Genomic DNA, 25,443 nt, shown 5'->3' with positions numbered 1-25,443 from the left:
CGATGCAAAAGAAAGAGAAAAAAGATCCATCGCAAATGCGTCATGGCTATACAACAGGCGCTTGTGCAACAGCAGTAACGAAAGCAGCTTTAACGGCTCTTATTACTGGTGAAGCACAAGAAACAGCAACGATCCATTTGCCGGTGGGCCGAGATGCGACATTTACTATTGAAAAAAATACATTTGAAGGAAATTCAGTAAGTTGTGAAACGATAAAGGATGCCGGAGATGATCCAGATGCAACACATAAAGCATTGATTATTTCTACTGTCAGCTGGGGCGATCAACCTGGAATAATTTTAGATGGAGGAGTCGGCGTGGGACGAGTGACCAAGCCGGGTCTTCCTGTTCCTGTTGGAGAAGCAGCTATTAATCCAGTCCCAAGGAAAATGTTGAACACTACCGTCCAAGAAACGCTAGATGAATTTCAAATTGACCGTGGAGTAAAGGTTGTCATTTCTGTTCCAGATGGAGAAGAAATTGCAAAAAAAACGTTAAATGGTCGACTCGGAATTATCGGTGGTATTTCTATATTAGGTACTAGAGGAACCGTTGTACCGTTTTCTAGTTCTGCTTATATGGCAAGTATTGTCCAGGCGATTAGTGTAGCAGTTGCTATGGGCTGCGAACATGTCGTGTTGACAACAGGTGGGCGAAGTGAAAAATATGGCATGCAACAATATGAAGGACTTTCTGAGGAAGCTTTCATTGAGATGGGTGATTTTGTCGGTTTTGCACTTAAACATTGTAAACGTTTAGGTATTAAAAGAGTGTCGTTAGTAGGCATGATGGGGAAATTTTCGAAAGTTGCTCAAGGTGTCATGATGGTGCACTCGAAAAGTGCTGCCATCAATTTTGAATTTATGGCAAAACTTGCGAAAGACGTAGGAGCACCAGACGAACTAGTGCAAGAAGTGGTGGGAGCAAATACGGCTTCTCAAGTTGGTGAGATGATGATGGAAGCAGGTTTTGACCAGTTTTTTAATCATTTATGTGAAGCTTGTTGTACAGCTTCTCTCAATCATGTGCGTGGAGGCCTTATCATGGACACAGCAATTTATTCCATGAAAGGACAATTATTAGGGAGGTCTGATGGCATTGACTCAATCGATTAAATTGATCGGAATTGGTGATAACGGACTAGAAAGTTTATTACCTCAATACGTATCGTGGATTGAAGATAGTGAAGTATTGGTAGGCGGAGAAAGACTACTTGAATTCTTTCCTCACTATTCTGGTGAAAAAATTGTCGTAAAAGGCGGATTGAAACCTTTAGTAGAACAGTTGAAAAATGAAAAGCGTAAAACAGTTGTTTTAGCATCAGGGGACCCATTATTTTATGGTCTAGGAGGTTATTTAACTAGCAAAATAGATATCGAAGTTTACCCATACTTTAGTTCCATTCAATTAGCTTTTTCAAAAATGGGTGAGAGTTGGCAAGATGCTTATTTAATAAGTGTTCATGGACGCAGTATGAAGGGCTTGGCACAAAAAATCGATGGCAAATCGAAAATCGCATTGTTAACGGATTCTGATAATAGCCCGAGTAAAATCGCAGAATATTTATTATCCTTTGGCATGACAGAATACCGAGCTTATGTTGCAGAAAATATTCAAGGTGAAGACGAAAAATACGGCTGGTATGAATTAGAGGACATGAAAAATCTCGAGTTCTCTTCATTAAATGTTGTCATTCTAAAAAAAGTTGGACAAAGCCCAAAATGGACATTAGGCATTGATGACGAAGAATTTTCACAACGTAAACCCGATAAAGGGCTGATTACGAAAAAAGAGATTCGAGTTTTAAGTTTATATGCTATGCAATTAACGAGTAGTAGTATCGTTTGGGATATTGGTACATGTACGGGCTCCATGGCTATTGAATCTGCGAAGCTGGCACCAGAAGGACAAGTATTTGCGATTGAAAAAAATGAAGGTGATCTTGAAAATTGTCTACAAAATCAACGTAAATTCCGTACCGATTTAACAGCGGTTCACGGAAAAGCGCCTGAGGGACTTGAAACATTCCCGAATCCAGACGCCATTTTCATCGGTGGTACAGGTGGTAACATGAAGGATCTATTGAGAGTATGTTGTGAGCGTTTAACTGAAGGTGGAAGAATTGTTTTAAATGCTGCGACCATCGAAAATTTATACCGAGCGAATGAAGCATTCGATGAGTTTGGTTTTGAAACATCAATTATGCATGCACAAATTTCAAGAAGTAAACCAATTTTAGGTATGAAACGATTTGTACCTTTGAATCCAATCTATATTATTACGGCAAAACGAAAGGAAGACATCCATGAGTAATTTCGGTACTTTATATGGTCTAGGAGTAGGTCCTGGAGATCCTGAACTTATAACAGTTAAGGCATTCCGTGTGATTCAGGAATCACCAGTTATCGCTTATCCGCGAAAACGTAAAGGAAGTAAAAGCTATGCACAACGCATTGTTGATGTATATATCCGTCCAGGCGAAAAAGATATGCTTGGACTTGTTTTCCCAATGACAAAGGACCAAGAGATTCTTGATCGAGAGTGGAATAAAGCAGTGGAACTAGTATATGAAAAATTACAAGAAGGCAAAGATGTTGCATTTGTAACTGAAGGCGATCCTCTACTCTATAGTACATTCATCCATATGATGAAGTTGATGCAAGAATTGCACCCAGAAATAGAGATTAAAACAGTTCCTGGTATTTCATCTTTCAACGGTTCAGCTTCACGTTTAGGTATTGCACTTGCAGATGGAGATGACCATGTTGCGATTATTCCAGCTACTGATGATTATGATGCCATGAAAAAAGCACTTGAAGATCATGATGCTGTCGTATTCATTAAAGTAGCCAAAGTAATGGATTTAATGATTCGCGTGTTAAAGGATTTAAATCTATTTGATAAGGCTTCTGTCGTGACAAAGGTTACCTCTGATGAGGAAGTCATTTGGTCAATGGATGAATTAGAAGATGCAGAGCTAGAATACTTAACATTAATGGTGGTGCGCAAATAATGAAAAAAATATACATAGTTGGGGCAGGCCCTGGAGATCCAGATTTAATCACAGTAAAAGGCTTAAATATTTTACAAACTGCAGATGTAGTGATGTATACAGATTCACTAGTAAATGATGAGCTTATTGCAAAAGCAAAACCAGAAGCTGAAGTAATTAAAACAGCAGGTATGCATTTAGAAGAAATGGTCGCCGTCATAGTTGACCGAGTGAATGCTGGTAAAACACTAGCACGCATCCATACAGGTGATCCTGCAATGTACGGTGCGACAATGGAACAACTGGCATTACTGAAAAAGGAAGATATTCATGCAGAAGTTATTCCAGGAGTCAGTTCGGTTTTCGCTTCAGCTGCTGCTATAGGTGCTGAGTTAACAATTCCAGATTTAACACAAACACTCATTTTAACTCGTGCAGAGGGCCGTACTCCAGTACCTGAATTTGAAAAACTTCGTGATTTAGCAAGCCACCATTGTACGATTGCATTATTTTTGAGTGCTACTTTAACAAAGAAAATTGTCAAAGAACTCCAAGCAGCTGGTTGGAGCGATGATACGCCAATTGCCGTAATACAAAGAGCTTCTTGGCCAGATCAAAAAATCGTCCGTACAACGCTTATTAATCTAGATGAAGATATGCGAAAAAATGGTATTCGTAAGCATGCTATGATTTTAGCAGGTTGGGCGCTTGATCCTAATATTCATGATAAAGATGAGTACCGCTCAAAATTATACGATGCAACATTTACTCACGGATTCCGAAAAGGTGTGAACCTCAATGATTGAATTACAAGAAGGAATTGAACCGATTGTAGTTCAACATAATCAATATGCCATTGTTGCTATAACGAAGCACGGTGTACAAACAGCACGTAATCTACATCAATCATTTGTACACTCAGACGTATACTATATGAGTAAATTTGAACAAGGTGATGAACAACAAAAGCATATTCAACTATTTACAGGAAGTGTACGCATGTTGTTACCAACACTGTTCAAACAATATAAAGGTATCATCATGATAATTTCACTTGGTGCTGTAGTACGTATGATTGCACCTATTTTAGTAGATAAAAAGACAGATCCTGCAGTTGTCGTCATTGATGACCGTGCGGAAAATGTCATCAGTGTTCTATCAGGTCATTTAGGTGGAGCAAATGAATTAACACACGAAGTAGCTTCTGCTTTAAATGCTCGTGCAGTTATTACAACTGCATCAGATGTTCAAAAAACAATTCCAGTAGACCTTTTCGGTGCTCGCTTTGGCTGGGTTTGGGATTCTGCAGATAAATTAACGCCTGTAAGTGCATCTGTAGTAAATGAGGAACCTGTTGCGATTGTACAAGAGTCTGGTGAGAAAAACTGGTGGCATCTACAAACACCTATGCCAGAAAACATCAAACAATATCCGAGCATTACAAAGGCTCTAGATGCAAAGCCAAAAGGGGCATTAATCATTACGCACCGATTGCTAACAAAAGCTGAAGAAGCCATATTAGAAAATGGCGTTGTTTATCGTCCGCAGAATGTCGTAATCGGAATGGGCTGTAATCGCGGAACATCTTCAGAAGAGATTGAACAAGTTATTTTGGAAACTTTGCAAGAACTTCAAATTTCGATTAAAAGTGTCAAAGCACTATGTACAATCGATTTAAAAAAAGATGAGCAAGGTTTCCTTCAAACTGTTGCAAAATATGGATGGGATTTTAAGTACTACACTCCAACTGAATTGAATATTGCCACAATCGAAGCACCATCAGATACTGTGTTCAAATATACAGGTGCTTATGGTGTAAGTGAACCAGCAGTTCGCTTATATACTGGTTCAGATGATTTAGCTTTAGTTAAGAAAAAATCAGGTAACACAACTATTTCAGTTGCCGTCATTTCACATGATGAATAGTATCAATTGCTAATTAAAACCGGTTGTTTATGCCGGTTTTAATTGCAATCTCGGGGGGATAAGTGATGAGTTCAAGAAGACTAGTAATTGCAGGAACAGGAAGTGGCGTTGGAAAAACGACTTTTACAATTGGGATAATGGCTGCTTTGCAAAAGAAAGGTTATCAAGTGCAAGGATTCAAATGTGGTCCAGATTATATAGATCCCTCATATCACACAGCGGTAACCGGCCGTACTTCTCGTAATCTAGATAGCTGGATGTTTGATCATGAAACTGTTAAGGAAATGCTAGTCCGTGCGAGTTCAGGAGCAGATATTTCCATTATTGAAGGCGTAATGGGGTTTTATGATGGTAAAAGCCCATTAAATGATGCCGGTTCCACAGCTGAAATAAGTGTCATAACGGATAGTCCCGTATTACTCATCGTTAATTGTGCCAGTATGGCCCGTAGTGTAGCAGCCATCGTTAAAGGATTCCAAATACTTTCGGATACGCCAAATATTATAGGGGTCATTGCCAATCAAGTTGGTAGTGTAAATCACTATAAAATAGTTAAGGCCGCCATTGAACAAGAGTGTGGTATTCCTGTACTAGGATATTTAAAACGTGAAAATGGTATTGATATTCCAAGTCGACAATTAGGTTTGATACCTGCTATTGAACGTGGTGAATTGAATCCATTCTTTGACCAACTTGCATTCCTCATTTCAGAAACCGTCGATATAGATCGCATTTATGAATTGGCAAAAACCTCTGAAATTGCGCATTTCTCTAGTGGATTATTTGACCAACGACATGATAGAGGCGTAACAATTGCTGTGGCAAAGGATGCTGCTTTTAATTTTTATTATGAAGAAAATCTAGAGTTATTAAGAGCATACGGTGCATCACTTGTTTTCTTCTCACCACTAAATGGTGAAGTAGTACCAGAAAATGTGGATGGACTATACATAGGAGGGGGATTCCCAGAAGAATTTGCGGCTGAGCTTTCAAAACAAGAAGCTGTCAAACATTCAATACGACAGGCAGTGAAAAGTGGTATGCCTACCTTAGCAGAATGTGGTGGATTTATGTATTTAACAGATTCTATTACAGATACAAAAGGCAATACATATCCAATGACTGGTATCATTCCTGGCGCTGTACAAATGCAAGAAAAGCTTGCTGCACTAGGGTATCGTGATATTACCGGCACTCCAAGTAACTTCATAATTGGTGAAAATCAAATGGCTAAAGGGCATGAGTTCCATTACTCCACTTTTACAGCTTTAGAGGAAATTCAACCAGCTTATGAAACAACAGGGCGTTTTGGTAAAAAGGCAGAAGGTTATTTAAACGGGAATTTAGTTGCTGGATATACGCATTTCCATTTCGCATCAAACCCTGAATTAGTAGAGCAGTGGGTGAATGCATGTGTGAGACATCAACAACAATGACATATTATCCAATCATGCTTCAGTTGAAGGGTAAATATTGTGTCGTCATTGGTGGAGGCAAAGTGGCAAATCGGAAAGTAACATCACTATTAAATGCCGGAGCCATTGTTACTGTCATTAGCCCAGTTCTACATGAAAAACTGCAAGAAAAATGGCGAAATGATCTCATTACATGGTTTCAAAAGTCATTTGAAGCTTCTGATTTAGAAGATGCTTTTTGCATTATTGCTGCAACGAATCATCCAGCTGTTAATGCAAAAGTAAAAGAATGTACTATGTCACATCAACTTTTGAATATAGTCGATGACGCAGTTAGTAGTAATTTTATTGTACCTGCTACATTGAGACGAGGGGATTTAACAATTGCAGTTTCAACGGCTGGTGCCAATCCTGGCTTAGCAAAGAAAGTAAAAGATGATTTAACTCTTCAATTTGATGACTACTACGAAGAGTATGTCGCATTTTTGCAAAGTGCACGTACGGAAGTATTAACGAATGTGATAGATGAAATAAGAAAGAAGCAAATATTAGAAGCTCTTTTACTGCCGGAATTTTTAACCTTAACGAAAGAAGGTAAAATAGCCGAACGTGATAAGCTATTTCAACATTATTTACAAAGGGGGATTGCGCCATGGCAGTAGGAAAAGTGTATTTAGTAGGTGCAGGTCCAGGTGATCCAAGACTAATAACAGTCTATGGATTGGAATGTATTCAAAAGGCTGATGTTATTGCATACGATAGACTAGTTAATCCGAAATTACTTGAACATGCTAAAAAGGATGCAGAACTGATTTTCTGTGGAAAGTCACCAGGGAAGCATCACCTAATTCAAGACCAAATTCATGATTTATTAGTTTCAAAAGCATTAGAGGGAAAAACGGTTACAAGATTAAAAGGCGGAGACCCTTGTGTTTTTGGTCGAGGAGCAGAAGAAGCGGAGGTACTAGCCGAACAAGGTATTGAATACGAGATTATACCTGGTATTACTGCAGGAATAGCTGCACCTGCTTATGCAGGAATTCCGGTTACTCATCGTGAATATGCTTCTAGCTTTGCAATTGTCACTGGACATGGTAGAGAAGATAAAGGACAAGACCATTTGAACTGGGATGCTTTGGCAAAAGGAATCGATACGATTGCCTTTTATATGAGCGTCGGTAATTTAGCTTATATAAGCTCTCAATTGATTGCCCATGGAAAAGATGTAAAAACACCTGTGGCAGTTATAGAATGGGGAACAACAGATCAACAAAGAACATTAACTGGGACATTAGAAAATATTCATGATTTAGTCGTAAGCGAAGGATACCATAACCCATCGATGGTATTAGTTGGTGAGGTTGTGCAAATGCGAGATAAAATTAAATGGTATGAAAAACAACTTTCTGCTGTCGTGCTATAAGATATAGTGAACTGTTATAGAGAGTAATGAAAAGGAGATAAATAAATGTCTATTTTAGAAATTTTAAAAGAGCGACGTGCTATCCGTAACTATGAGGACAAGCCTGTTGAAAAAGAGAAAATTGAACAATTACTAGAGGCTGCAACTTTCGCCCCAAATGATCGCTTACGCGAACCTTGGAATTTTTATGTAATCCAAGGTGAAGCAATGACTCGTTATGAGGAAATGGCGGAAGCTTATTTACAAGAACGTTTCCCTACAAAACCTCATTTAGTTGAGAGCTCTTTAAAAGTCGTTACAACAACACCTGTTGCCATTGTTGTAACAGCGGATCAAATACCAGATAAACCTGATGATTCAGAGGATAATATATTTGCCGTGTGCTGTGCTATTCATTCGATGTGGTTAGCTGCCAAAGAATTAGGGTTAGGATTTGTATGGCGTACACGAGGTGTGGGTTTAGTACATGATGATCGTATGATAAATTTTATCGGTTCTCCTGAAAATGAAAAAGTGATTGGTACAGTTTTTATTGGTTATCCAGAAGAAGGTCGTGAAGTCTCACCTACAAAACGTACTTCTTACGAAGAAAAAACTAAGTGGTTATAAAGAAAATTAGGGGGTATTTAAATGGCACGTCAAGGACTATTTTTGATGTATACTGGGGATGGCAAAGGTAAAACAACTGCATCACTAGGAGTAACGCTACGAGCAGTAGGTCGTGGTCTAAATGTCAGGTATATGCAATTTATAAAATCTCCAGAACGTACTTACGGAGAGGCATTGGCCCTTCGAAAATTGGGTGTTGAAATGGAACAAATGGGTATTGGTTTTACTTGGACTAAAACACCAGAAGAACATAGACATGCATTACAATTAGCTTGGACAAAAGCAAAGGAAGCCCTTGAAGATCCAACTATTGATTTACTCGTATTAGATGAGCTTAATAATGCATTGTCAATTACGAAATTCCCTATTGATGATGTGTTACCACTTCAAGAAGTAATTGAAGCTATTCAAAATCGACCAAAAACAATGCACCTGGTTGTTACTGGACGAAGTGCAAAACAGGAACTAGTCCAATTTGCAGATTTAGTTTCTACAATTGATGCGACTAAACATTATTACGATGAAGGTATTCCAGCAGTTAAAGGATTAGAATTCTAAGGAAAGAGGGAATGAATTTGACCACAAAGGCGTTAATGATACAAGGAACAGCATCTGACGTTGGAAAGAGTATGATTTGTACTGCTTTTTGTCGTATTTTTTCAGATGAAGGATTCAAAGTTGTTCCGTTTAAATCACAGAATATGGCGCTGAATTCTTTCGTTACAATTGATGGAGGAGAAATTGGTCGAGCACAAGGCGTGCAGGCTGAGGCAGCAAGAGTTATTGCAACGACAGATATGAATCCAATCTTATTAAAACCAAAGCAAGATATGGTATCTGAAGTTATTGTGCATGGTAAGCACTTCCTAGATATGACAGCTACTTCATATCGCAACGACTTTGTTCAAGAAGCAATGCCAATAGTTGAAAAGTCAGTACGCAAGCTTCAAGACGAATATGAAATAATCGTTTTAGAGGGAGCGGGTAGCCCAGCTGAGATTAATCTAAAAGATCGAGATATTGCTAATATGCGGATGGCACATCTAGCAGACGCAGCTGTTATTCTTGTTGCTGATATTGATCGTGGTGGTGTATTTGCATCTATAATTGGCACACTCACATTATTAGATGAAGCTGAGCGCAAACGTGTAAAAGGTATTATTATTAATAAATTTAGAGGTATGCGTGAGTTATTAGATGATGGTATTGAGTGGTTAGAAAAAGCAACTGGTATTCCAGTGTTAGCAGTGGTACCTTACATAGAAATTAATATTGAAGCAGAGGATTCATTGGCTTTATCATCACTTCGATTTAAAAAACCAAAACAACAAGAGTTTGCTATCGATGTAGCGATGATTCGTTTACCAAGAATTTCGAATTTCACTGATGTAGACCCATTTTTTGATGAACCAGAAGTAGGCGTTCGATTAGTACGGTCATTAAGTGAACTTGGTACACCGGATTTACTGATATTACCGGGCACGAAAAACACTGTAGATGATTTACAATGGCTTCGAGATGAAGGTTTTGTGGAAGCGATTCAAAAGCTTCGTGCAAAAGGGACACGTATTTTCGGTATTTGTGGAGGATTCCAAATGCTAGGGGATCAATTGTTAGATCCTGAAGCAGTAGAAGGTGATGGACGTAATTCTGAAGGATTAGGGTTATTACCAGTCACCACGGTTTTCAATACTTCAAAGAAAACGAAACAAATGACTGGAAATTTATTGTCTAATGGACAAGAGCTAACTGGCTTTGAAATACATCTAGGTCAAACTGAAATACACGATTCCAATACAATGGCCTTTTTAAAACTACATGATAGCCGTTTAGATGGGGCAGTATCATCGGATGGGCGTGTTATCGGCACATATTTCCATGGAATTTTTAATAACCGAGAATATACTCGTGAAATAGTAAATGCCTTAAGAATTGAAAAGGGTTTACCTGCTATTTCAGAAGAGGTTAAAACCGATGCACAACGCCGTGAAGATGCTTATCAGTTACTTGCGGAGCATGTAAAAAAGCATACCGATATGGAAAAAGTATATGAAATCATGAAACTTACATCACCCTCAACTATATAAATAATAAATTCCGAGCAGTCTCAAATAGGTAATAGGAGACTGCTCGGAATTTTTTTGACTTTATAAAAAAACTGATGATATGTAGGGAATCAAAGGAGTTTTGGAGTCATTGTCGAATCAATTACTATAAAGGAAACTATGAAATCACAATACAATTAGCAACTGGTTACGGTAGTTTTGTAAAGAAATTTCAAATGAATCCATTAGGGGGTTGATCAAATGCGTTTAAAAGGAGAAGTAGCCATTATAACAGGTGGTGCGAATGGAATTGGTTATGCAACAGTAACACGATTTCTTGATGAAGGTGCATCGGTGGTGATAGCGGACTATGCTAAATGGGCTGGTGAAGAAGCTGTAAAAACACTTAATGCAGAACGAGTACTATTTATAGAAGTGGATGTGGGAAAGTGTTAAGGCAATGGTTCAAAAAACGATAGATCGATTTGGGCGTATAGATATCTTAATAAATAATGCAGGTATTACGAGAGATGCGATGCTGACAAAAATGACTGAAACAGATTTCCAAGAAGTATTAAATGTAAATTTAAATGGTGTCTTTCATTGTACGCAGGAAGTAGCATTGCATATGGTAGCGAATCAGTATGGAAAAATTATTAATACGACTTCCGTTAGCGGTGTGTATGGCAATGTTGGACAAACAAATTATGCAGCTGCTAAAGCAGGTATTATTGGCATGACTAAATCTTGGGCAAAGGAACTTGGTCGCAAAGGCATAAACGTCAATGCTGTCGCTCCTGGTTTTACATTAACGGAAATGGTGAAACTTTATACAAGCTTTAATAATAGATACCAAGTTTCAAAGGATTTGTACCTTAAAATCAGTGAATATACGGCTTAAAATACAAAATAGATATTTAATAATGACCAAGGGCATAAAATCGCTCTTGGTCTTATTTTTGTCTATATAAATACTTATAACATTTTTCTTTTATTATATTCAGACATTTTCGGAAATAAATACACACCTTGCTAGTCTAATAAGAAAAAACAAGAGAAAGTCACTAAGGAATATTGACTAATGACAAACGATATACTATTATGTTTGTTATTAGATAAACGTAATTGTATATCGTTTGTTTATTTGTAAATAGAGTTAACTATTGTTTGGATAAGTAGATTGATTGACGAAACATAATAAAGAGGGGGTCTTGAATATAGAATGACTAAACAAGAACAAGCAATATTAATAATTGGTTGGAATTTAAGTAAATGAATCTTAGTTATGAGGATTTTGAGTTACAGTACTTTAAGATTTTTAAAAAACGAAGAAGAGTATTTTGATGGAACAAATAAGTACTTTAAAAGTGAGTTTTATCATTATTGTTCTTTTTAATAAAGGAGTTAGTATTATATGAATGAACTTTTTGAAAATAAAACAATATCAATATCTAAGCCTATGATAGCTTTTCTTACTCCTGTGATTTTGGCTAGTATTATTCAATCATTAGGCCAAGTTTTCGGGATTATTATCGTTGGGCAAACACTAGGAGTGGATTCTTTAGCAGCACTTTCTGCATTCTTTCCACTCTTCTTTTTCCTTATCACCTTTGCGGTTGGGATAGGCTCAGGAAGTTCGATTTTAATTGGGCAATCTTATGGTGGGGGAAATATGACGAAATTGAAGGAAATCGTTGGAGTCACATTAGCTTTTACGATTGTGATTTCAGTTGTTGGTGCTATTTTTGGAAGTGTCTTTACGGGTGAAATTCTTAAATGGATGGGAACACCCAAGAATATTATTGGTGAAAGTGTAGAATATGCTCAAATTCTATTTATTACATTACCTATTACTTTCATAAATATGGTGTATACAACATTTATGAGAGGTGTAGGTGATTCCAAAACACCATTTTATTTTTTAATCATAAGTGTAATTTTAAATCTTCTTTTACTACCTATACTTATTTTTGGCTGGTTTGGGTTACCTGAATACGGATTAAATGGTGCGGCTTATGCTGCTGTATTATCAAGTCTAATCTCATTAGTGCTTCTGATAGGCTACCTGCATAAGAGTAATCACATTCTTAAATTAGACCGAATGATTCTTCGTCATTTTCATTTGAAAGGCGCAGTTTTGAAAGCATTGTTAAAATTAGCGCTACCTTCAAGTATAAGTATGGTAGCGATGGCGATGTCAGAAATTGCAGTTATAACCTTTGTGAATAGTTATGGTTCAAATGCAACAGCAGCATATGGTGTTGCCAATCAAATTGCGAGCTATGTACAAATACCTGCAATTAGCATTTCAATTGCGATATCTGTATTTGTAGCACAGTCTGTTGGATCAGGGGATATTTCTAAAATAAAGAAAATAGAAAAAATAGGAATTAAACTGAATTATCTTCTTGGTGGATTGCTCATATTAATTGTCTATTTGCTATCAAATCCAATTTTAAAAATATTTTTAGATAATGGTGAAGCAATTGATATCGCACATAACCTAATTCTTATTTCATTTTGGAGCTATGTTATATTGGGGCATACACAGTCTATCTCAGCAACAATGAGAGCAACCGGTACTGTTTTATGGCCGACTATTTTTACAATCTCTAGTATTTGGATTATTGAAGTACCAGTAGCTTATTTCCTTTCACATAACACAACACTAGGGTTAAATGGTATATGGATAGGTTATCCTATGGCCTTTATCGTCAATTTCATAGTTCAATCTATGTATCAACAATTATTCTGGAAAAAGAAAACATTAAATACCATGTTTCAATAAATTGGGAAAATAACAAATTGACTAAAGGACCAGGAGCATAAAATCGCTCTTGGTCCTTTAAGTATCTATATAAATAATATAAGAATCTTTAACTTGATAATCATATACGACAATTAATTAATAAAATATAAACCTCGCTAGTCTATATAAAAAAACAAAAACAAGCCACTAAGATAAATAAAAAAAGTAAAGAATCTATATGAATTTTTGCTGATAAAAATGCATCCACATCGGTTCAATTTAGCATTAAAAATAACAAGTAAACACAACTTATATCAAAACATCACTTTCCATTTCGCTTATAATAAATGCAGAAGTGGAGGATGAACAATATGATTCAGGAGATGATTGACTGGATTGAGGAACATTTATTTGATGATTTTTCATTAAAGAACTTAGGTAATGATATGGGTTATTCACCCTATTACTGTTCTTTTTCATTTCATCGAATGGCAGGTATTAGTATTAAAAGATATAGGGCACTTAGAAAGATATACCTAGCTGCCATTGAACTTGAAAAAACAGAACAAAAAACAATTGATATTGCATTCAAATATGGTTTTTCATCTCAGGAGGCTTTTTCAAGAGCATTTAAAACTACTTTTGGTATCAGTCCAAATGCTTTTAGAAAAAATCCTTCACCACTACAGTCTTATGTGAAACTTAATATGAATGGCACAAAGGGAGGTTTAATGATGGATATTTCACAGAAGTTAAAGATTGAAAATTTACAAAATAAAATGAATGAGCAATTCGACAAAGATATTTTGAATATCTTAAATGGGCAGGTGATGTATGAGGAATTTTCTAAACATCAGTTAATGGGGAAAAGTGATTATGTTCCTTTTAATGAAGCTATGTGTTCAAATGATACATGTTATACAATATTCAGTGATGAATTTAAAAAGTTAAGAGCTTTAGGACATGAAGTGTCTTTACAAGATTATGAGAATATTACCACTAACTCTTTAAAACCTCTTTTTGTAAATCAATACAAATGCATCGTTTTATGGTTTGGTGAGGACATGTTCTGTCAGATGAACTTACTAACAATACTGGCATATTTAGACCAGGTGAACTATAGAGGAAAGGTATTCTTCCATATGGTTAATGAATTGACCTATGATGTAGAAGAGATTGAAGTAATGCCAGAAGGTTACAAAGAAATATATCAACAAGTATTGATCCAACATCAACTACCAAAAGTTCAAGTATTGCCTGTCACTTATCAAGGTATTAAACTTTATTTGGATTATTTAAAAGAAGATAATGAAATCACAGCTTACATAAAAAAACACCTAGAAATATCTCAGGGTGAATTACTGAAAAACTTGTTCCATCTGTTTCCTAATTATGGTTTAGGGGATGTGCAATATTTAAAAATAATAAAAAGAATAAAAGAAGAATAAAGTTGATATAATCCTTAAATAGGCTTGGTATGTAATGAAATAGAGCCAAGCCTATAATAACTTAGCTGTTTGATACTATTTTCAATAACAAACTTGTAATTTGTTATTATCTAAATCTTAAAAACTCAAAAAAGTTCTTTACTCCTTCAGTTTTGAGCTCCCTACATCTACACCATATTCCATTAACTTCTTATGCGTTGCTTTAATATCTTTTGTGAAAAATATTGGATAAGTTTGATTTTTAAGAGAAGTATTTCCTGCCTCAATCGTTAATGGTACGCCACTATTTCCAACACTTAATACTCGAGCATTCAGCTTAATAAACTTCTTTAAACCCTAATAATTTTTGATACCAAGTGCTAGATTTTTCAATATCACTTATTGGAAAACTTATAGTGCCAATTCTTTCAAACATATAACTTATCACTCCTTTTTTAACGCTATAAAATCTATTCTACATTTTATTTGTTAATCCTTTTTTTTATAATGGAAGTGAAATAATTTACGTTGATATTTTAATAAAAGTAAAAAATGAAAATCACAATTATTTCAGTGGATGCATTCTTTTAAATTTCATTTGACATTTCAGATTTCAAAGCTTAATATAAAGCTTAACAATTTTGTTCGGGATAGGTAGCAGGTTTCGGGAGCGAGACCACCTTTAGAACAGTTGAGATTAGCATAGCAGAGAAATTGAAGAGTAAGAGTAGTAGTATAGGTGTGGTAGTGTAGAGAGTCAGTGGCAGGTGAAAACTGATCTATCTCCTATATGAATGGACTTATGAGAGCTATTAAGAACCGAAGTGATCCTACTTCTAATTACTAATAGACGCCTAACCTACGTTATGGGTAGTATCTTTTTGATACGCTAAGTGGGAGCATATTAAATGCTTCAACTTGAGGTGGCAACGCGGTGAATATCGTCCTCTTGAAAGGAATTTTCCTTTCGAGAGGACTTTTTTTATGCATTTTTCATAAAGAGTTGAGAAGAGGAGAGGTTAAGTTATGAGCAGAGAGAAATTAAGTTATAGAACGACAGTGAAGAAATTAGCAGGCGATACATTAACACCAATATTAATATTTAATAGGTTAAAAGGACAACGGAAATTTTTGTTGGAAAGCTCAGCAAAATCCGAAGAATCAGGACGATATTCGTTTATTGGGGAGAACCCTTTAAAATCTTATAGTGGTAGTGGGCAAAAGTTAATTGAACAACAATTCACAACAAGTAAAAGCTACGAGTATACGGGTGATTTATTGACTCAGTTAAAACGATTAATGCCTAGAATTACAGAAAAATCTGCCTTTCCTTTTACTGGTGGGGCTGTTGGTTATATTGGGTACGGTGCAGCAAAGATGGATTCTATATTAGATGACAAGTTGGATCTACCAGATGTGAATTTTCAAATCTATGAAACAATTATCATTTTTGATTATTTTGAAGATATCGTTACCATTCTGCATACTGCTGTGAATCCAGAACAAGAGATACCAGATTTAGAAGTTATTGCACAGGAAATTTCGACCGGCAATGAAATAATCGATGAAGACTACCATTTAAGTAAATTTAAAAGCAATGTGACTAGAGAAAAATTTGAAAAGCAAGTTAATCAAGCGTTACAACATATAGAAAACGGTGAGGTCGAGCAAGTGGTACTTTCACGTCAGCTAGCTGCCGATTTGACTGGAAATCCATTTTCAATTTACCGAAAATTGCGTAAACAAAACCCCTCACCTTATATGTACTATGTGGAATTTGATCAACATATTTTAATCGGTGCCTCACCGGAATGTGTAGTCAGTGTTACCAATCACATAGTGAAGGTAAATCCAATTGCGGGAACTGTTAGTCGCGGTCAAACAATAGATGAAGATGAACATCAAGCAAGAAAGTTATTAAATGATCCGAAAGAAATTGCAGAGCATAATGTTTTGCTTGACGAGGCTAGACAGGAATTAACCCATATATGTGCACCTGCTACAGTACGCGTGAAAAACTACATGGAGGTTATTCGATTTGAACACGTCATGCACCTCATGTCAAATGTCGAAGGCAAATTATCACCAGTACTTCATGCTCTAGATGCCCTTTCAGCAACATTCCCAACAGGAACGGTGACGGGAAAACCAAAGCACTTGGCAATGGCTATTATTGATGAAATTGAAACAACTCATAGAAGCACATATGGTGGAGCCATTGGTTATATCGGTTTTAACGGAAATATAGATTTTGCTATTACGATTCGATCTATGCTTGTGAAAAACAATAAAGCGTATATTCAAGCAGGAGCAGGAATTGTTAAAGATTCAATTCCTTCTAATGAGTTTGACGAGACGGAAGCAAAGGCAAAGTCATTAATCTCTTTCAAAGGTGAATGAACTTACATGAGGAGTGTGCATGATGAAACAATTTATAAAAGTGGTAGAGAACAATCAACATTTATTATTTGATGAAATGCTTCAAGCATCAAAACTGATGTTTCAAGATGAGACAGCTTTGCATGATATTAAGACATTTTTAATCGCTTTAGCGAAAAAAGGGGAGACTGCTCATGAGGTTGCAGCACTTGCGACCGTTATGAAATCTTTTGCGTTAGAGGTACCTGCTCCGACTGCAAGATATATGGATAATTGTGGTACGGGTGGAGATGGTGTGAATAGTTTCAATATAAGCACAACTGCAGCATTTGTGATGGCTGGTGCAGGAGCGATAATTGCAAAACATGGTAATCGAAAAATCTCCAGTGCTGCAGGAAGCTCTGACGTACTTGAAGCACTAGGTATTCATACTGATCTAACGATTGATGAAACAGTTGAACTTTTAAATACACATGGAATAGCCTTTCTATATGCACCAAATGTCCATCCGAAACTAAAAAGAATTGGTCAAGTGAGACGCCAAATCGGTAAACCAACGATTTTCAACTTAGTAGGGCCATTAACAAATCCAGTCACTTTAGATACGCAGTTTACAGGAATTAATAGACCTGAATTCACAATGGAATATGCTGCTGTTATGAAGATGCTCGGTCGAGATCGCGGAATTGTCGTATGTGGAGCTGGAGGTATGGATGAAGCATCGCTCGCTGGTCAAAATGATTTTGTTTTAGTAGATCATGAAGATTTAATACCATTTTCATTAACACCTGAAGATGTTGGTTTAAAATCTGCACCCTTTGAAGCAATTCGTGGAGGAAATGCAACTGAAAATGCCATCATTATGCGCAAATTACTAGGTGGTAAAAGAGATGCATATTTTGATACGGTTGTTTTCAATGCAGCTATTGGTTTATTTGCATACGGAATAGTAGATCACATTAAGGTCGGAGTCGATCTAGCAATTGATACTATTTTATCAGGTAAAGCTTTAGAAAAGTTAGATGCTGTAGTGGCATATAGTGAAGCTCGTAAAAAACAGGAGGCTATAAAATGACGATTTTGGATCGGATTTTAAAAGAAAAAGAAAATGAAGTCCTAAAATTACTACAAAACCCTCCAGAAAAAATTAAAGGGTCAACTAAAAGACCATCTCTATTCGACGCACTTTATCAAAAAAAACGACTACAAATCATTGCTGAGATGAAACGTGCCTCTCCTTCTAAAGGGTTAATAAATGAAGGTGCCAATCCAGTGGAGCAAGCTAGGATTTATGAGCAAGCTGGAGCAGCTTGTATATCAGTATTAACTGACACTCCTTTTTTCAAAGGCTCATTCGAAGATTTGAAAGAAGTATCTAACGCCGTTGGAATACCGCTTTTATGTAAAGATTTTATCATTCATGAAGTTCAAATTGATCAGGCAAAAGCTTCAGGTGCTTCTGTCATCTTATTAATCGTGGCGGCATTACAACTAGAGAGATTACAAACTCTCTATGAATATGCAATAAAATCTAAATTAGAAATTCTGGTTGAAGTACATAATACAGATGAACTTCAACAAGCTCTTAAGTTGGATGCTAGATTGATAGGTGTTAATAATCGTGATTTAAAAACATTTGATGTAGATTTAGCGCGTACTGCTGAGATTGCAGACATTTTCCCTTTCCATGAAAAACGAGTATTAATCAGTGAAAGTGGTATGCAATCATCACAGGATGCAGAAATTATAGCAAAACATGGTGCGAGTGCCATTTTAGTCGGAGAAACATTAATGCGAAGTGGCGAGGTTGCACAAACTATAGAAACTTTCAAAGTGGAGAAAGGTGTGGAAATACAGTGACAAAAGTAAAAATTTGTGGTTTACAAGAACCCGAGCATGTTAAAACGGCAGTTTCAGCAGGAGCCGATGCCATTGGCTTTGTATTTGCAGCGAGTAAACGCCAAATTTCAATTGACAAAGCTAAAGAGCTTGCCAAGTTCGTGCCTGAAGGTGTACTTAAAATAGGCGTTTTTGTTGATCCAACAATTGAAGAGTTAGAGCAAATTGTAGATACGGTACCACTTGACTATGTGCAGTTTCATGGACATGAAACACCTGAATATATTGAGACATGTCAGTTTCCTTCTATTAAAGCATTAGCAGTTAAAAAGGTTGAAGATATAGAGAATGGCTCAAAGTATAAGACCGATTATTTATTATTCGATGCCCCGGGAACTGATTTCCAAGGGGGAAGTGGTATATCATTCGATTGGCAACTACTACAAGGACATGGCATTTCAGAAAATCGACTCATATTAGCAGGTGGTCTAACGCCTACAAATGTAGGAGATGCAATTAATCGTGTTCAACCATATATGGTAGATGTCTCTAGCGGTGTAGAAGTAGATGGACGTAAAAGTAATGAGTTAATAAAAGCATTTATTCAAGCAGCAAAAGGTGAGGAGAGATCTTAATGGTAAAAACAATCGAGCAGAAGCAAGCAGGACGTTATGGTAAATTTGGTGGTCAATACGTACCCGAAACATTGATGACTGCATTAATAGAATTAGAAGATGCCTATAAGGAAGCTCAACAAGATCCAGCTTTTTATGAAGAATTAAATTACTATTTAAAAGATTATGTAGGGCGTGAAAATCCACTATATTACGCTGAGCGCTTAACTAAGAAACTTGGCGGTGCGAAAATCTATTTAAAACGTGAAGACCTTAACCATACAGGTGCTCATAAAATTAATAATGCATTAGGTCAAGCGCTACTTGCTATGCGTATGGGGAAAAAGAAAATTGTTGCTGAAACAGGTGCCGGTCAACACGGTGTAGCTACTGCCACTGTTTGTGCCCTGTTTGACTTAGAGTGTATTATTTTCATGGGAAAAGAAGATGTCAGACGACAAGCGTTAAACGTATTCCGTATGGAATTACTTGGTGCAAAAGTAGTTTCTGTCGACCAAGGAGCTGGTACGTTAAAAGATGCTGTGAATGAAGCTCTTCGTTACTGGGTCGCAAATGTAGAAGATACCCATTATATTTTAGGTTCGGCTCTCGGACCACATCCATTCCCGCAAATTGTACGTGATTTTCAACGTATTATTGGACTTGAAACACGAAAACAAATTGTTGAAAGAGAAGGTAGATTACCTGATGCTATCGTAGCATGTATTGGTGGAGGTAGTAATGCAATCGGTATGTTCCATCCATTTGTCAATGATGAAGACGTTAAACTTTATGGCGTAGAGGCTGCAGGAAGTGGACTCGAAACAGGTTTACATGCAGCGGCTATTGCAGATCAAAAAGAAGGCGTATTGCACGGAGCGTATATGTATGTTCTGCAAGATGATAATGGTTTTATTCAAGAAGCACATTCTATATCTGCAGGCTTAGACTATCCAGCTGTTGGACCGGAACATTGCCATTTACATGATATCGGCAGAGTGAAGTACGAGGCTGTAACAGATCAAGAAGCACTAGAAGGTTTGCAATTATTATCCCGAACTGAAGGAATAATACCAGCACTTGAAAGTTCACATGCTATTTTCTATGCAGCCAAACTAGCTAAAAAAATGAAAAAAGACGAGATTTTAGTAATCTGCTTATCAGGTCGTGGTGATAAAGACGTACAAACTGTTCGAGATGCATTAGGAGGAATTAATAATGGCAATTAAAACATTACAAAAAGTGATGGAAGCAAAAATAGCACAAGGTGAAAAAGCGTTTGTTGCTTACATTATGGCAGGGGACGGGGGACTAGATTCCCTTCGCGAACAGATATTGTTTTTACAAGATAGTGGTGTAACTGCAATAGAGCTGGGTATTCCATTTACAGATCCTGTTGCAGATGGACCAGTTATCCAAGAGGCAGGCCTTCGTGCATTAGAAGCCGGTGCTAATCTACGTAATATATTAAAAACTATTACAAAATTTAAAGATGAAATTCATACTCCACTCGTAGTAATGTCATATTTGAACCCAATCATTGCATATGGTATTCAAGATTTCACCAAAGCATGTGAACAAAGTGGAGTGAGTGGTCTAATCATTCCTGATTTACCGTTAGAAGAATCTACTATCATCACAAGTGAATTACAAGATACAGATATTGCACTTATTCAACTCGTATCATTAACAAGTCCGCAAAAACGTATTATAAAAATCGCTAAAGCTGCAGAAGGATTTATTTATGCTGTTACTGTTAATGGTACAACTGGTGTGAGACAAGAATTTACAGAGCAACTTGAACAGTATTTAGCTAATTTGAAAAAAGTAAGTCAAGTACCGGTACTTGCAGGGTTTGGTATTTCAAATTCACAGCAAGTGAAGGAAATCGGTGCTATGGCAGATGGTGTCATTGTAGGTAGTGCCATTGTTCAAGCTTTTCATGATGGTAATAATAAACAAATAACAGAGTTGTTAAATAAACAGTCTATGTAAAATGCAAAACCCCTTACATGTTAGAAATATGTAAGGGGTTTATTGTTGTAGAAGAATTATAAACTTATTACAGAACAATAGTAGATTAAAGAAGTCCATAAATTGAAATATAATACGTATGTTTATTCCGCCATTTTCAACACTTTTCTATTATTGAGAGGTTGAACAGGTCTGTTGTTATTTGAGATTATAGCTTTAAATGCATCAATTTGTTCTTTCGACATTTCAATGGGTTGCTGCATAATTGACCATTTAACACCTTCAGAACAGGGTGGCGTAGTTAAAGAACCACTGTATCGATATACTTTCTTGTCAGTAGGTAATAATTTAGCAAGGTTTATAGTATTGGTTAAAGGAATGTCTGTTTCTGTAATATTAGATGGTAGTTTTGACCAAATATCGGTTAGTAATTTATTTTCATCACCAGCATTGATGAGTATTCCTATAACCGCCTTTTCTCCTTTGCTATTTTCATGAACAAGATGTGCCTCCATAGCAAAATGTTGGCCATTAATTTGGTGCTCGCTCGGTGTATGGAAATGCATTCTTAAAAATGTGTATTTATCACCATCTATTTCTATTGAGTTTTTTCCGGAATCATCAGTAGCTTGTATAGTGTGTCCGTTATTCATCAGCTTAAAAAGTGTAGGCTGATAGTTTATTTTTATATCTCCTAAATTTTTGTCCAACATTACATCTTCAAGGTCAATGTTAATTGGAGATTGTGCTGTACCTTTACTGCACATTGAAAACGAAGGATCTAAACTTGCCCATTTATTTGGAGCGGTATCTCCTTCATAAGACCACTCTATTGGTGTAGCCGTTGTTGCAACTTTTTCTTCTTCTAGCTTTTTTTCTGGTGCATAGGTTAGAGAACCATAAACGGCTACCGAGATACAGGCAGATGCAACAAATATTCCGATAAATTTCTTGATTTCCATCAAACTTCACTCCTTTTTGCAGAAGCTAATGTCTATTACAAAGTTGCTTCTTACAAATAAGGTAACCATAAATTGCAGTTATTAATTGAATGATTGTTAAAAAAGTGAAAATAATTTTTAAACGTCATTCAAATAAGCCAAATATGTTATCGACTGTTCAGATTTTTATTTTGATATCGTCTTAGTACAAACGTCAAAAACGGTGGAATTAGTAAATAGATATAAAGCATTCGAAAAACTTGATATATAGTGATTGTAGAGACATCCGCGCCAACTTCGTGCGCGATTATACCCATTTGATCCATACCACCTGGTGCAAGACTTAAAAATCCAGTCATAATGGATGTATTCTCTATACTAACCATTACAAAAACGCTTAATAAAAAAGTAACAGCAATTAGTAATAAACTGCTTGTAAATGCTAATGTAAACATCCGCTTCTTATGCTGTAAATTTTCTAGCTTTAACAATAAACCAATATGTGTTCCTACAAGTAATTGACAAATACTAAGTACACCATTAGGCATAGGAGAAGCTTGTAAGAATGTAACATTGCAAAGAAGTGTAACTATAATTGGACCAAGTATATAAGGAGCAGGGATATGTAGCTTTTTCGATGCTAGCATTCCTAAAAAGCAAAGTATGGCAAATAGAGATAAATTACCGTAGTTAATATCACTAACTGTTTCTGCAATAAAATGATTAGAGGATTCGGATTGTATCCAGGGCAAATGAAGAACAATTGGCACTAAAAAAACAACCATAATTACACGGATGGTATGAAAGAAAGTAACGGTCGTCATATCTATACCATCCATCTCTTCTGCATAAATAAGAATTTGAGAAAGGCCACCTGGCACACTACTTGTTAAAGCAGTAGGATAATCCATATGACCAACTTTAGCGACGATAAATGCAAAAATTATACTTATAATAAAAGTAACAGTCGTAATTCCAAACATCACAGGTACATGTCGTGCCATATCAACTAAAATATCTGTTGTAAAAGTACTTCCAAGTGAATAACCAATTACTAGTAAACCAGAATTTCGAAAAGTCTTAGGCCATTTAAGTTGCAAGTGAAATACCTTAGTAGCAATTAATACTGAAGTCATTGGACCAAGTAAATAAGGAACTGGGGCATGAATAAGTTGAAAGAGTAGTACGCCAAAAATGGCGATAATTGCAGTCAGTATAACTTGTTTTGTTGTATTGTTCATGATCATAATCCTTTATCGATTAATATGTACTCTATTTATTATGACAGATACTACTGATAATAATAAATCTTTCTATTGTGAACTATGGTAGTAACTCAGTTTATACTATCAGTACCAGATGAAAAAGATAATAAAGGAGTGAAAGTGGCAATATCATATTATTCACAATAAAATATAATATCTTGAAGAGTCAATGATCTTAGTAGATAAATAAAATACGAAATAGTCGTCAATGATACATAAGATTGAAGATATATTAAGATTATGTATATAGCAAACAATAAAAAAACTGCCCCTAGCAAGCTAGTAAGCAGTTTTTAGTAAGTTGAAAGTAGAAAGATAGATTATTTTATGCCAGTATTTGCTTTAACTGTAACTTCAGCATATTTACGAGCATCAGATTTAGCACCAACTAATGAACCAATCCAGCCTGCAAGGAAACCAGCAGGAACAGAAATAATTGCCGGGTTAGTTAATGGGAATAGAGCAGTACCAGTGAAGATTGCAGTACCTTCTGGATTCCAAAGGTTAGGGCTTAATACTACAAGTACTAAAGCAGTTACAAGACCAGTGATCATAGCTGCCATTGCACCAGTTGTATTGAACTTTTTGTAGTAGATTGTGTAAATGATAACAGGTAAGTTTGCACTTGCAGCGATACAGAATGCTAAAGATACTAAGAACGCTACGTTCATTGTTTGAGCACCTAAAGCTAAAATGATAGAGAATACAGATACTCCGATAGAAGCAAGACGAGCAGCCTTCATTTGCTCTTTTTCTGTAACTTTACCTTTTTTGATAATTTGTCCATAAATATCATGGGCGAATGCAGATGCGCCAGATAATACAAGTCCTGCTACAACAGCTAAGATTGTTGCGAATGCAACCGCACAGATGAATGACATTAACATGTCTCCACCAAGTGCTTGAGCTAGAAGTGGTGCAGCCATGTTACCAGCGGCATTTGCACCGATAATTTTTTCAGAACCAACGAATGCAGCAGCACCGAAGCCTAAGAATATAGTTAAGATGTAGAAAATACCAACGATCCAAGTTGCATATACAACTGAACTACGAGCAGTTTTTGCATCTTTAACAGTGAAGAAACGCATTAAGATATGTGGTAAACCAGCAGTACCAAGAACTAGGGCAATCATCATAGACATAGTATCTACGCCATTTGTATATTTTGCACCTGCAACTAAGTAACCCTCACCATGTGGAGTTGCTGTTTTCATTGTATTGAACATTTCAAGAACATTAAAGTTAAATTTCCAAAGTACCATTACCGAAATAATAACTGTACCAATCATTAATAGAACGGCTTTAATGATTTGAACCCAACTTGTTGCAGCCATCCCGCCCCAAAGAACGTAGATTGTCATCATAACACCAACAAGAAGTACAGCAACCCAATAATCAATACCTAATAATAATTGAATAAGTCCGCCTGCACCAACTAGCTGTGCAATCATGTAGAATAATACAATTACAATTGTACTTACTGCAGCAGTTCCACGAACTTTCTTTTGGTCGAAGCGAGCAGTAATCATATCTGCTAAAGTGTAGCGACCAAGGTTTCGTAATGGCTCAGCTACGATATATAACACAACTAAGTAAGCTACTAAGTAACCAATACTATAGAAGAAACCGTCAAATCCAAATAAAGCAATTGCACCAGCGATCCCTAAGAATGATGCAGCTGATAAATAGTCACCAGCAATCGCAATACCATTTTGCCAGCCAGTTAATCCGCCACCCGCTGTATAAAATTCACTAGCTGAGTTTGTTTGCTTCGATGCAAGGTATGTAACGAATAGAGTTAAACCTACGATTGCTACGAAGAAAGAAATACCGATTACACTCATA

General features: G+C 36.3%; 23 protein-coding genes, 1 pseudogene and 1 other annotated feature. Of the genes and pseudogenes, 20 read left to right on the top strand and 4 right to left on the bottom strand.

Annotation, left to right across the window (positions count from 1 at the left end; all coding sequences use genetic code 11):
• The first annotated feature begins 2 nt into the window (after window positions 1-2).
• The 14 genes and pseudogenes from BK137_RS07995 to BK137_RS07930 all read left to right on the top strand — a co-directional run bounded on the left by BK137_RS07995 (window position 3) and on the right by BK137_RS07930 (window position 14,607).
• A complete protein-coding gene (locus BK137_RS07995; protein WP_038181514.1) occupies window positions 3-1,115 on the top strand; it encodes a cobalt-precorrin-5B (C(1))-methyltransferase in 1,113 nt (370 codons plus the stop codon).
• Window positions 1,093-2,313, top strand: a complete 1,221-nt coding sequence (cbiE, locus tag BK137_RS07990) for a precorrin-6y C5,15-methyltransferase (decarboxylating) subunit CbiE (RefSeq protein ID WP_081730041.1) — start codon at window positions 1,093-1,095, stop codon at window positions 2,311-2,313. The genes BK137_RS07995 and cbiE overlap by 23 nt, the downstream gene beginning before the upstream one ends.
• Window positions 2,306-3,013 carry a precorrin-2 C(20)-methyltransferase gene (gene cobI / locus BK137_RS07985; RefSeq protein ID WP_038181518.1) on the top strand — a complete coding sequence of 236 codons (708 nt, stop codon included), beginning with the start codon at window positions 2,306-2,308 and terminating at the stop codon, window positions 3,011-3,013. The genes cbiE and cobI overlap by 8 nt, the downstream gene beginning before the upstream one ends.
• A complete protein-coding gene (cobM, locus tag BK137_RS07980; RefSeq protein WP_038181520.1) occupies window positions 3,013-3,798 on the top strand; it encodes a precorrin-4 C(11)-methyltransferase in 786 nt (261 codons plus the stop codon). The genes cobI and cobM overlap by 1 nt, the downstream gene beginning before the upstream one ends.
• Complete coding sequence (locus BK137_RS07975; RefSeq protein WP_038181522.1) at window positions 3,791-4,918, top strand: cobalt-precorrin 5A hydrolase; 1,128 nt, start codon at window positions 3,791-3,793, stop codon at window positions 4,916-4,918. The genes cobM and BK137_RS07975 overlap by 8 nt, the downstream gene beginning before the upstream one ends.
• Before the next feature lie 65 nt (window positions 4,919-4,983).
• Window positions 4,984-6,354 carry a cobyrinic acid a,c-diamide synthase CobB gene (locus tag BK137_RS07970; protein ID WP_038181524.1) on the top strand — a complete coding sequence of 457 codons (1,371 nt, stop codon included), beginning with the start codon at window positions 4,984-4,986 and terminating at the stop codon, window positions 6,352-6,354.
• Window positions 6,330-6,995 (top strand): precorrin-2 dehydrogenase/sirohydrochlorin ferrochelatase family protein, encoded by a 666-nt coding sequence (locus tag BK137_RS07965; protein ID WP_051448615.1) that lies wholly within the window; start codon window positions 6,330-6,332, stop codon window positions 6,993-6,995. Before BK137_RS07970 ends, BK137_RS07965 begins: the two co-directional genes overlap by 25 nt.
• Window positions 6,986-7,756: a uroporphyrinogen-III C-methyltransferase gene (gene cobA / locus BK137_RS07960; RefSeq protein WP_038181527.1), complete on the top strand. Its 771-nt coding sequence runs from the start codon at window positions 6,986-6,988 to the stop codon at window positions 7,754-7,756. The genes BK137_RS07965 and cobA overlap by 10 nt, the downstream gene beginning before the upstream one ends.
• A 45-nt stretch (window positions 7,757-7,801) precedes the next feature.
• Window positions 7,802-8,365 (top strand): nitroreductase family protein, encoded by a 564-nt coding sequence (locus tag BK137_RS07955; RefSeq protein ID WP_038181530.1) that lies wholly within the window; start codon window positions 7,802-7,804, stop codon window positions 8,363-8,365.
• A 21-nt stretch (window positions 8,366-8,386) separates the two neighbouring features.
• Window positions 8,387-8,923, top strand: a complete 537-nt coding sequence (locus BK137_RS07950; protein ID WP_038181532.1) for a cob(I)yrinic acid a,c-diamide adenosyltransferase — start codon at window positions 8,387-8,389, stop codon at window positions 8,921-8,923.
• A gap of 11 nt (window positions 8,924-8,934) precedes the next feature.
• Window positions 8,935-10,452, top strand: a complete 1,518-nt coding sequence (locus tag BK137_RS07945) for a cobyric acid synthase (protein WP_038181534.1) — start codon at window positions 8,935-8,937, stop codon at window positions 10,450-10,452.
• A gap of 219 nt (window positions 10,453-10,671) precedes the next feature.
• Window positions 10,672-11,236 (top strand): annotated as a pseudogene (locus BK137_RS07940) (SDR family NAD(P)-dependent oxidoreductase); the annotation flags it as partial.
• 588 nt (window positions 11,237-11,824) lie between these two features.
• Window positions 11,825-13,198: an MATE family efflux transporter gene (locus tag BK137_RS07935; protein ID WP_038181537.1), complete on the top strand. Its 1,374-nt coding sequence runs from the start codon at window positions 11,825-11,827 to the stop codon at window positions 13,196-13,198.
• A gap of 323 nt (window positions 13,199-13,521) precedes the next feature.
• Window positions 13,522-14,607: a helix-turn-helix transcriptional regulator gene (locus tag BK137_RS07930; protein ID WP_038181539.1), complete on the top strand. Its 1,086-nt coding sequence runs from the start codon at window positions 13,522-13,524 to the stop codon at window positions 14,605-14,607.
• Between the two features lie 316 nt (window positions 14,608-14,923).
• Here BK137_RS07930 and BK137_RS22880 read toward each other — a convergent pair whose 3' ends face one another.
• Window positions 14,924-15,022 carry a VOC family protein gene (locus BK137_RS22880; protein WP_327192116.1) on the bottom strand — a complete coding sequence of 33 codons (99 nt, stop codon included), beginning with the start codon at window positions 15,020-15,022 and terminating at the stop codon, window positions 14,924-14,926.
• Between the two features lie 272 nt (window positions 15,023-15,294).
• Window positions 15,295-15,538: a binding site (T-box leader), on the top strand.
• A 74-nt stretch (window positions 15,539-15,612) separates the two neighbouring features.
• Between BK137_RS22880 and BK137_RS07925 the strand changes: the two genes are divergently transcribed.
• From BK137_RS07925 to trpA, 6 genes are read left to right on the top strand one after another with little or no spacing between them, the layout of a single operon-like run.
• Window positions 15,613-16,986 carry an anthranilate synthase component I family protein gene (locus BK137_RS07925; RefSeq protein WP_051448616.1) on the top strand — a complete coding sequence of 458 codons (1,374 nt, stop codon included), beginning with the start codon at window positions 15,613-15,615 and terminating at the stop codon, window positions 16,984-16,986.
• A gap of 22 nt (window positions 16,987-17,008) precedes the next feature.
• Entirely contained in the window at window positions 17,009-18,040 is a 1,032-nt protein-coding gene (trpD, locus tag BK137_RS07920; protein WP_038181542.1) for an anthranilate phosphoribosyltransferase, read from the top strand.
• On the top strand, window positions 18,037-18,825 hold the full coding sequence (gene trpC, locus BK137_RS07915) for an indole-3-glycerol phosphate synthase TrpC (protein ID WP_038181545.1): 789 nt from the start codon (window positions 18,037-18,039) through the stop codon (window positions 18,823-18,825). Before trpD ends, trpC begins: the two co-directional genes overlap by 4 nt.
• A complete protein-coding gene (locus tag BK137_RS07910) occupies window positions 18,822-19,439 on the top strand; it encodes a phosphoribosylanthranilate isomerase (protein ID WP_038181548.1) in 618 nt (205 codons plus the stop codon). The genes trpC and BK137_RS07910 overlap by 4 nt, the downstream gene beginning before the upstream one ends.
• Window positions 19,439-20,647 carry a tryptophan synthase subunit beta gene (gene trpB, locus BK137_RS07905; protein ID WP_038181551.1) on the top strand — a complete coding sequence of 403 codons (1,209 nt, stop codon included), beginning with the start codon at window positions 19,439-19,441 and terminating at the stop codon, window positions 20,645-20,647. Before BK137_RS07910 ends, trpB begins: the two co-directional genes overlap by 1 nt.
• Window positions 20,643-21,413 (top strand): tryptophan synthase subunit alpha, encoded by a 771-nt coding sequence (gene trpA, locus BK137_RS07900; RefSeq protein ID WP_038182989.1) that lies wholly within the window; start codon window positions 20,643-20,645, stop codon window positions 21,411-21,413. The genes trpB and trpA overlap by 5 nt, the downstream gene beginning before the upstream one ends.
• A gap of 122 nt (window positions 21,414-21,535) precedes the next feature.
• On the opposite strand, the gene BK137_RS07895 is transcribed toward trpA, so the two are convergent.
• The 3 genes from BK137_RS07895 to BK137_RS07885 form a co-directional block, all read right to left on the bottom strand.
• Window positions 21,536-22,354 carry a carbonic anhydrase gene (locus tag BK137_RS07895; RefSeq protein WP_038181556.1) on the bottom strand — a complete coding sequence of 273 codons (819 nt, stop codon included), beginning with the start codon at window positions 22,352-22,354 and terminating at the stop codon, window positions 21,536-21,538.
• A gap of 146 nt (window positions 22,355-22,500) precedes the next feature.
• Window positions 22,501-23,574 (bottom strand): AbrB family transcriptional regulator, encoded by a 1,074-nt coding sequence (locus BK137_RS07890; protein WP_038181559.1) that lies wholly within the window; start codon window positions 23,572-23,574, stop codon window positions 22,501-22,503.
• A 344-nt stretch (window positions 23,575-23,918) separates the two neighbouring features.
• Window positions 23,919-25,442 carry a solute symporter family protein gene (locus tag BK137_RS07885; protein WP_038182993.1) on the bottom strand — a complete coding sequence of 508 codons (1,524 nt, stop codon included), beginning with the start codon at window positions 25,440-25,442 and terminating at the stop codon, window positions 23,919-23,921.
• Window position 25,443 lies beyond the last annotated feature (1 nt).

It is taken from the genome of Viridibacillus arenosi (assembly GCF_001955655.1).
Lineage (GTDB): Bacteria > Bacillota > Bacilli > Bacillales_A > Planococcaceae > Viridibacillus > Viridibacillus arenosi.
This window is presented reverse-complemented; position numbering and strand designations above follow the sequence as displayed.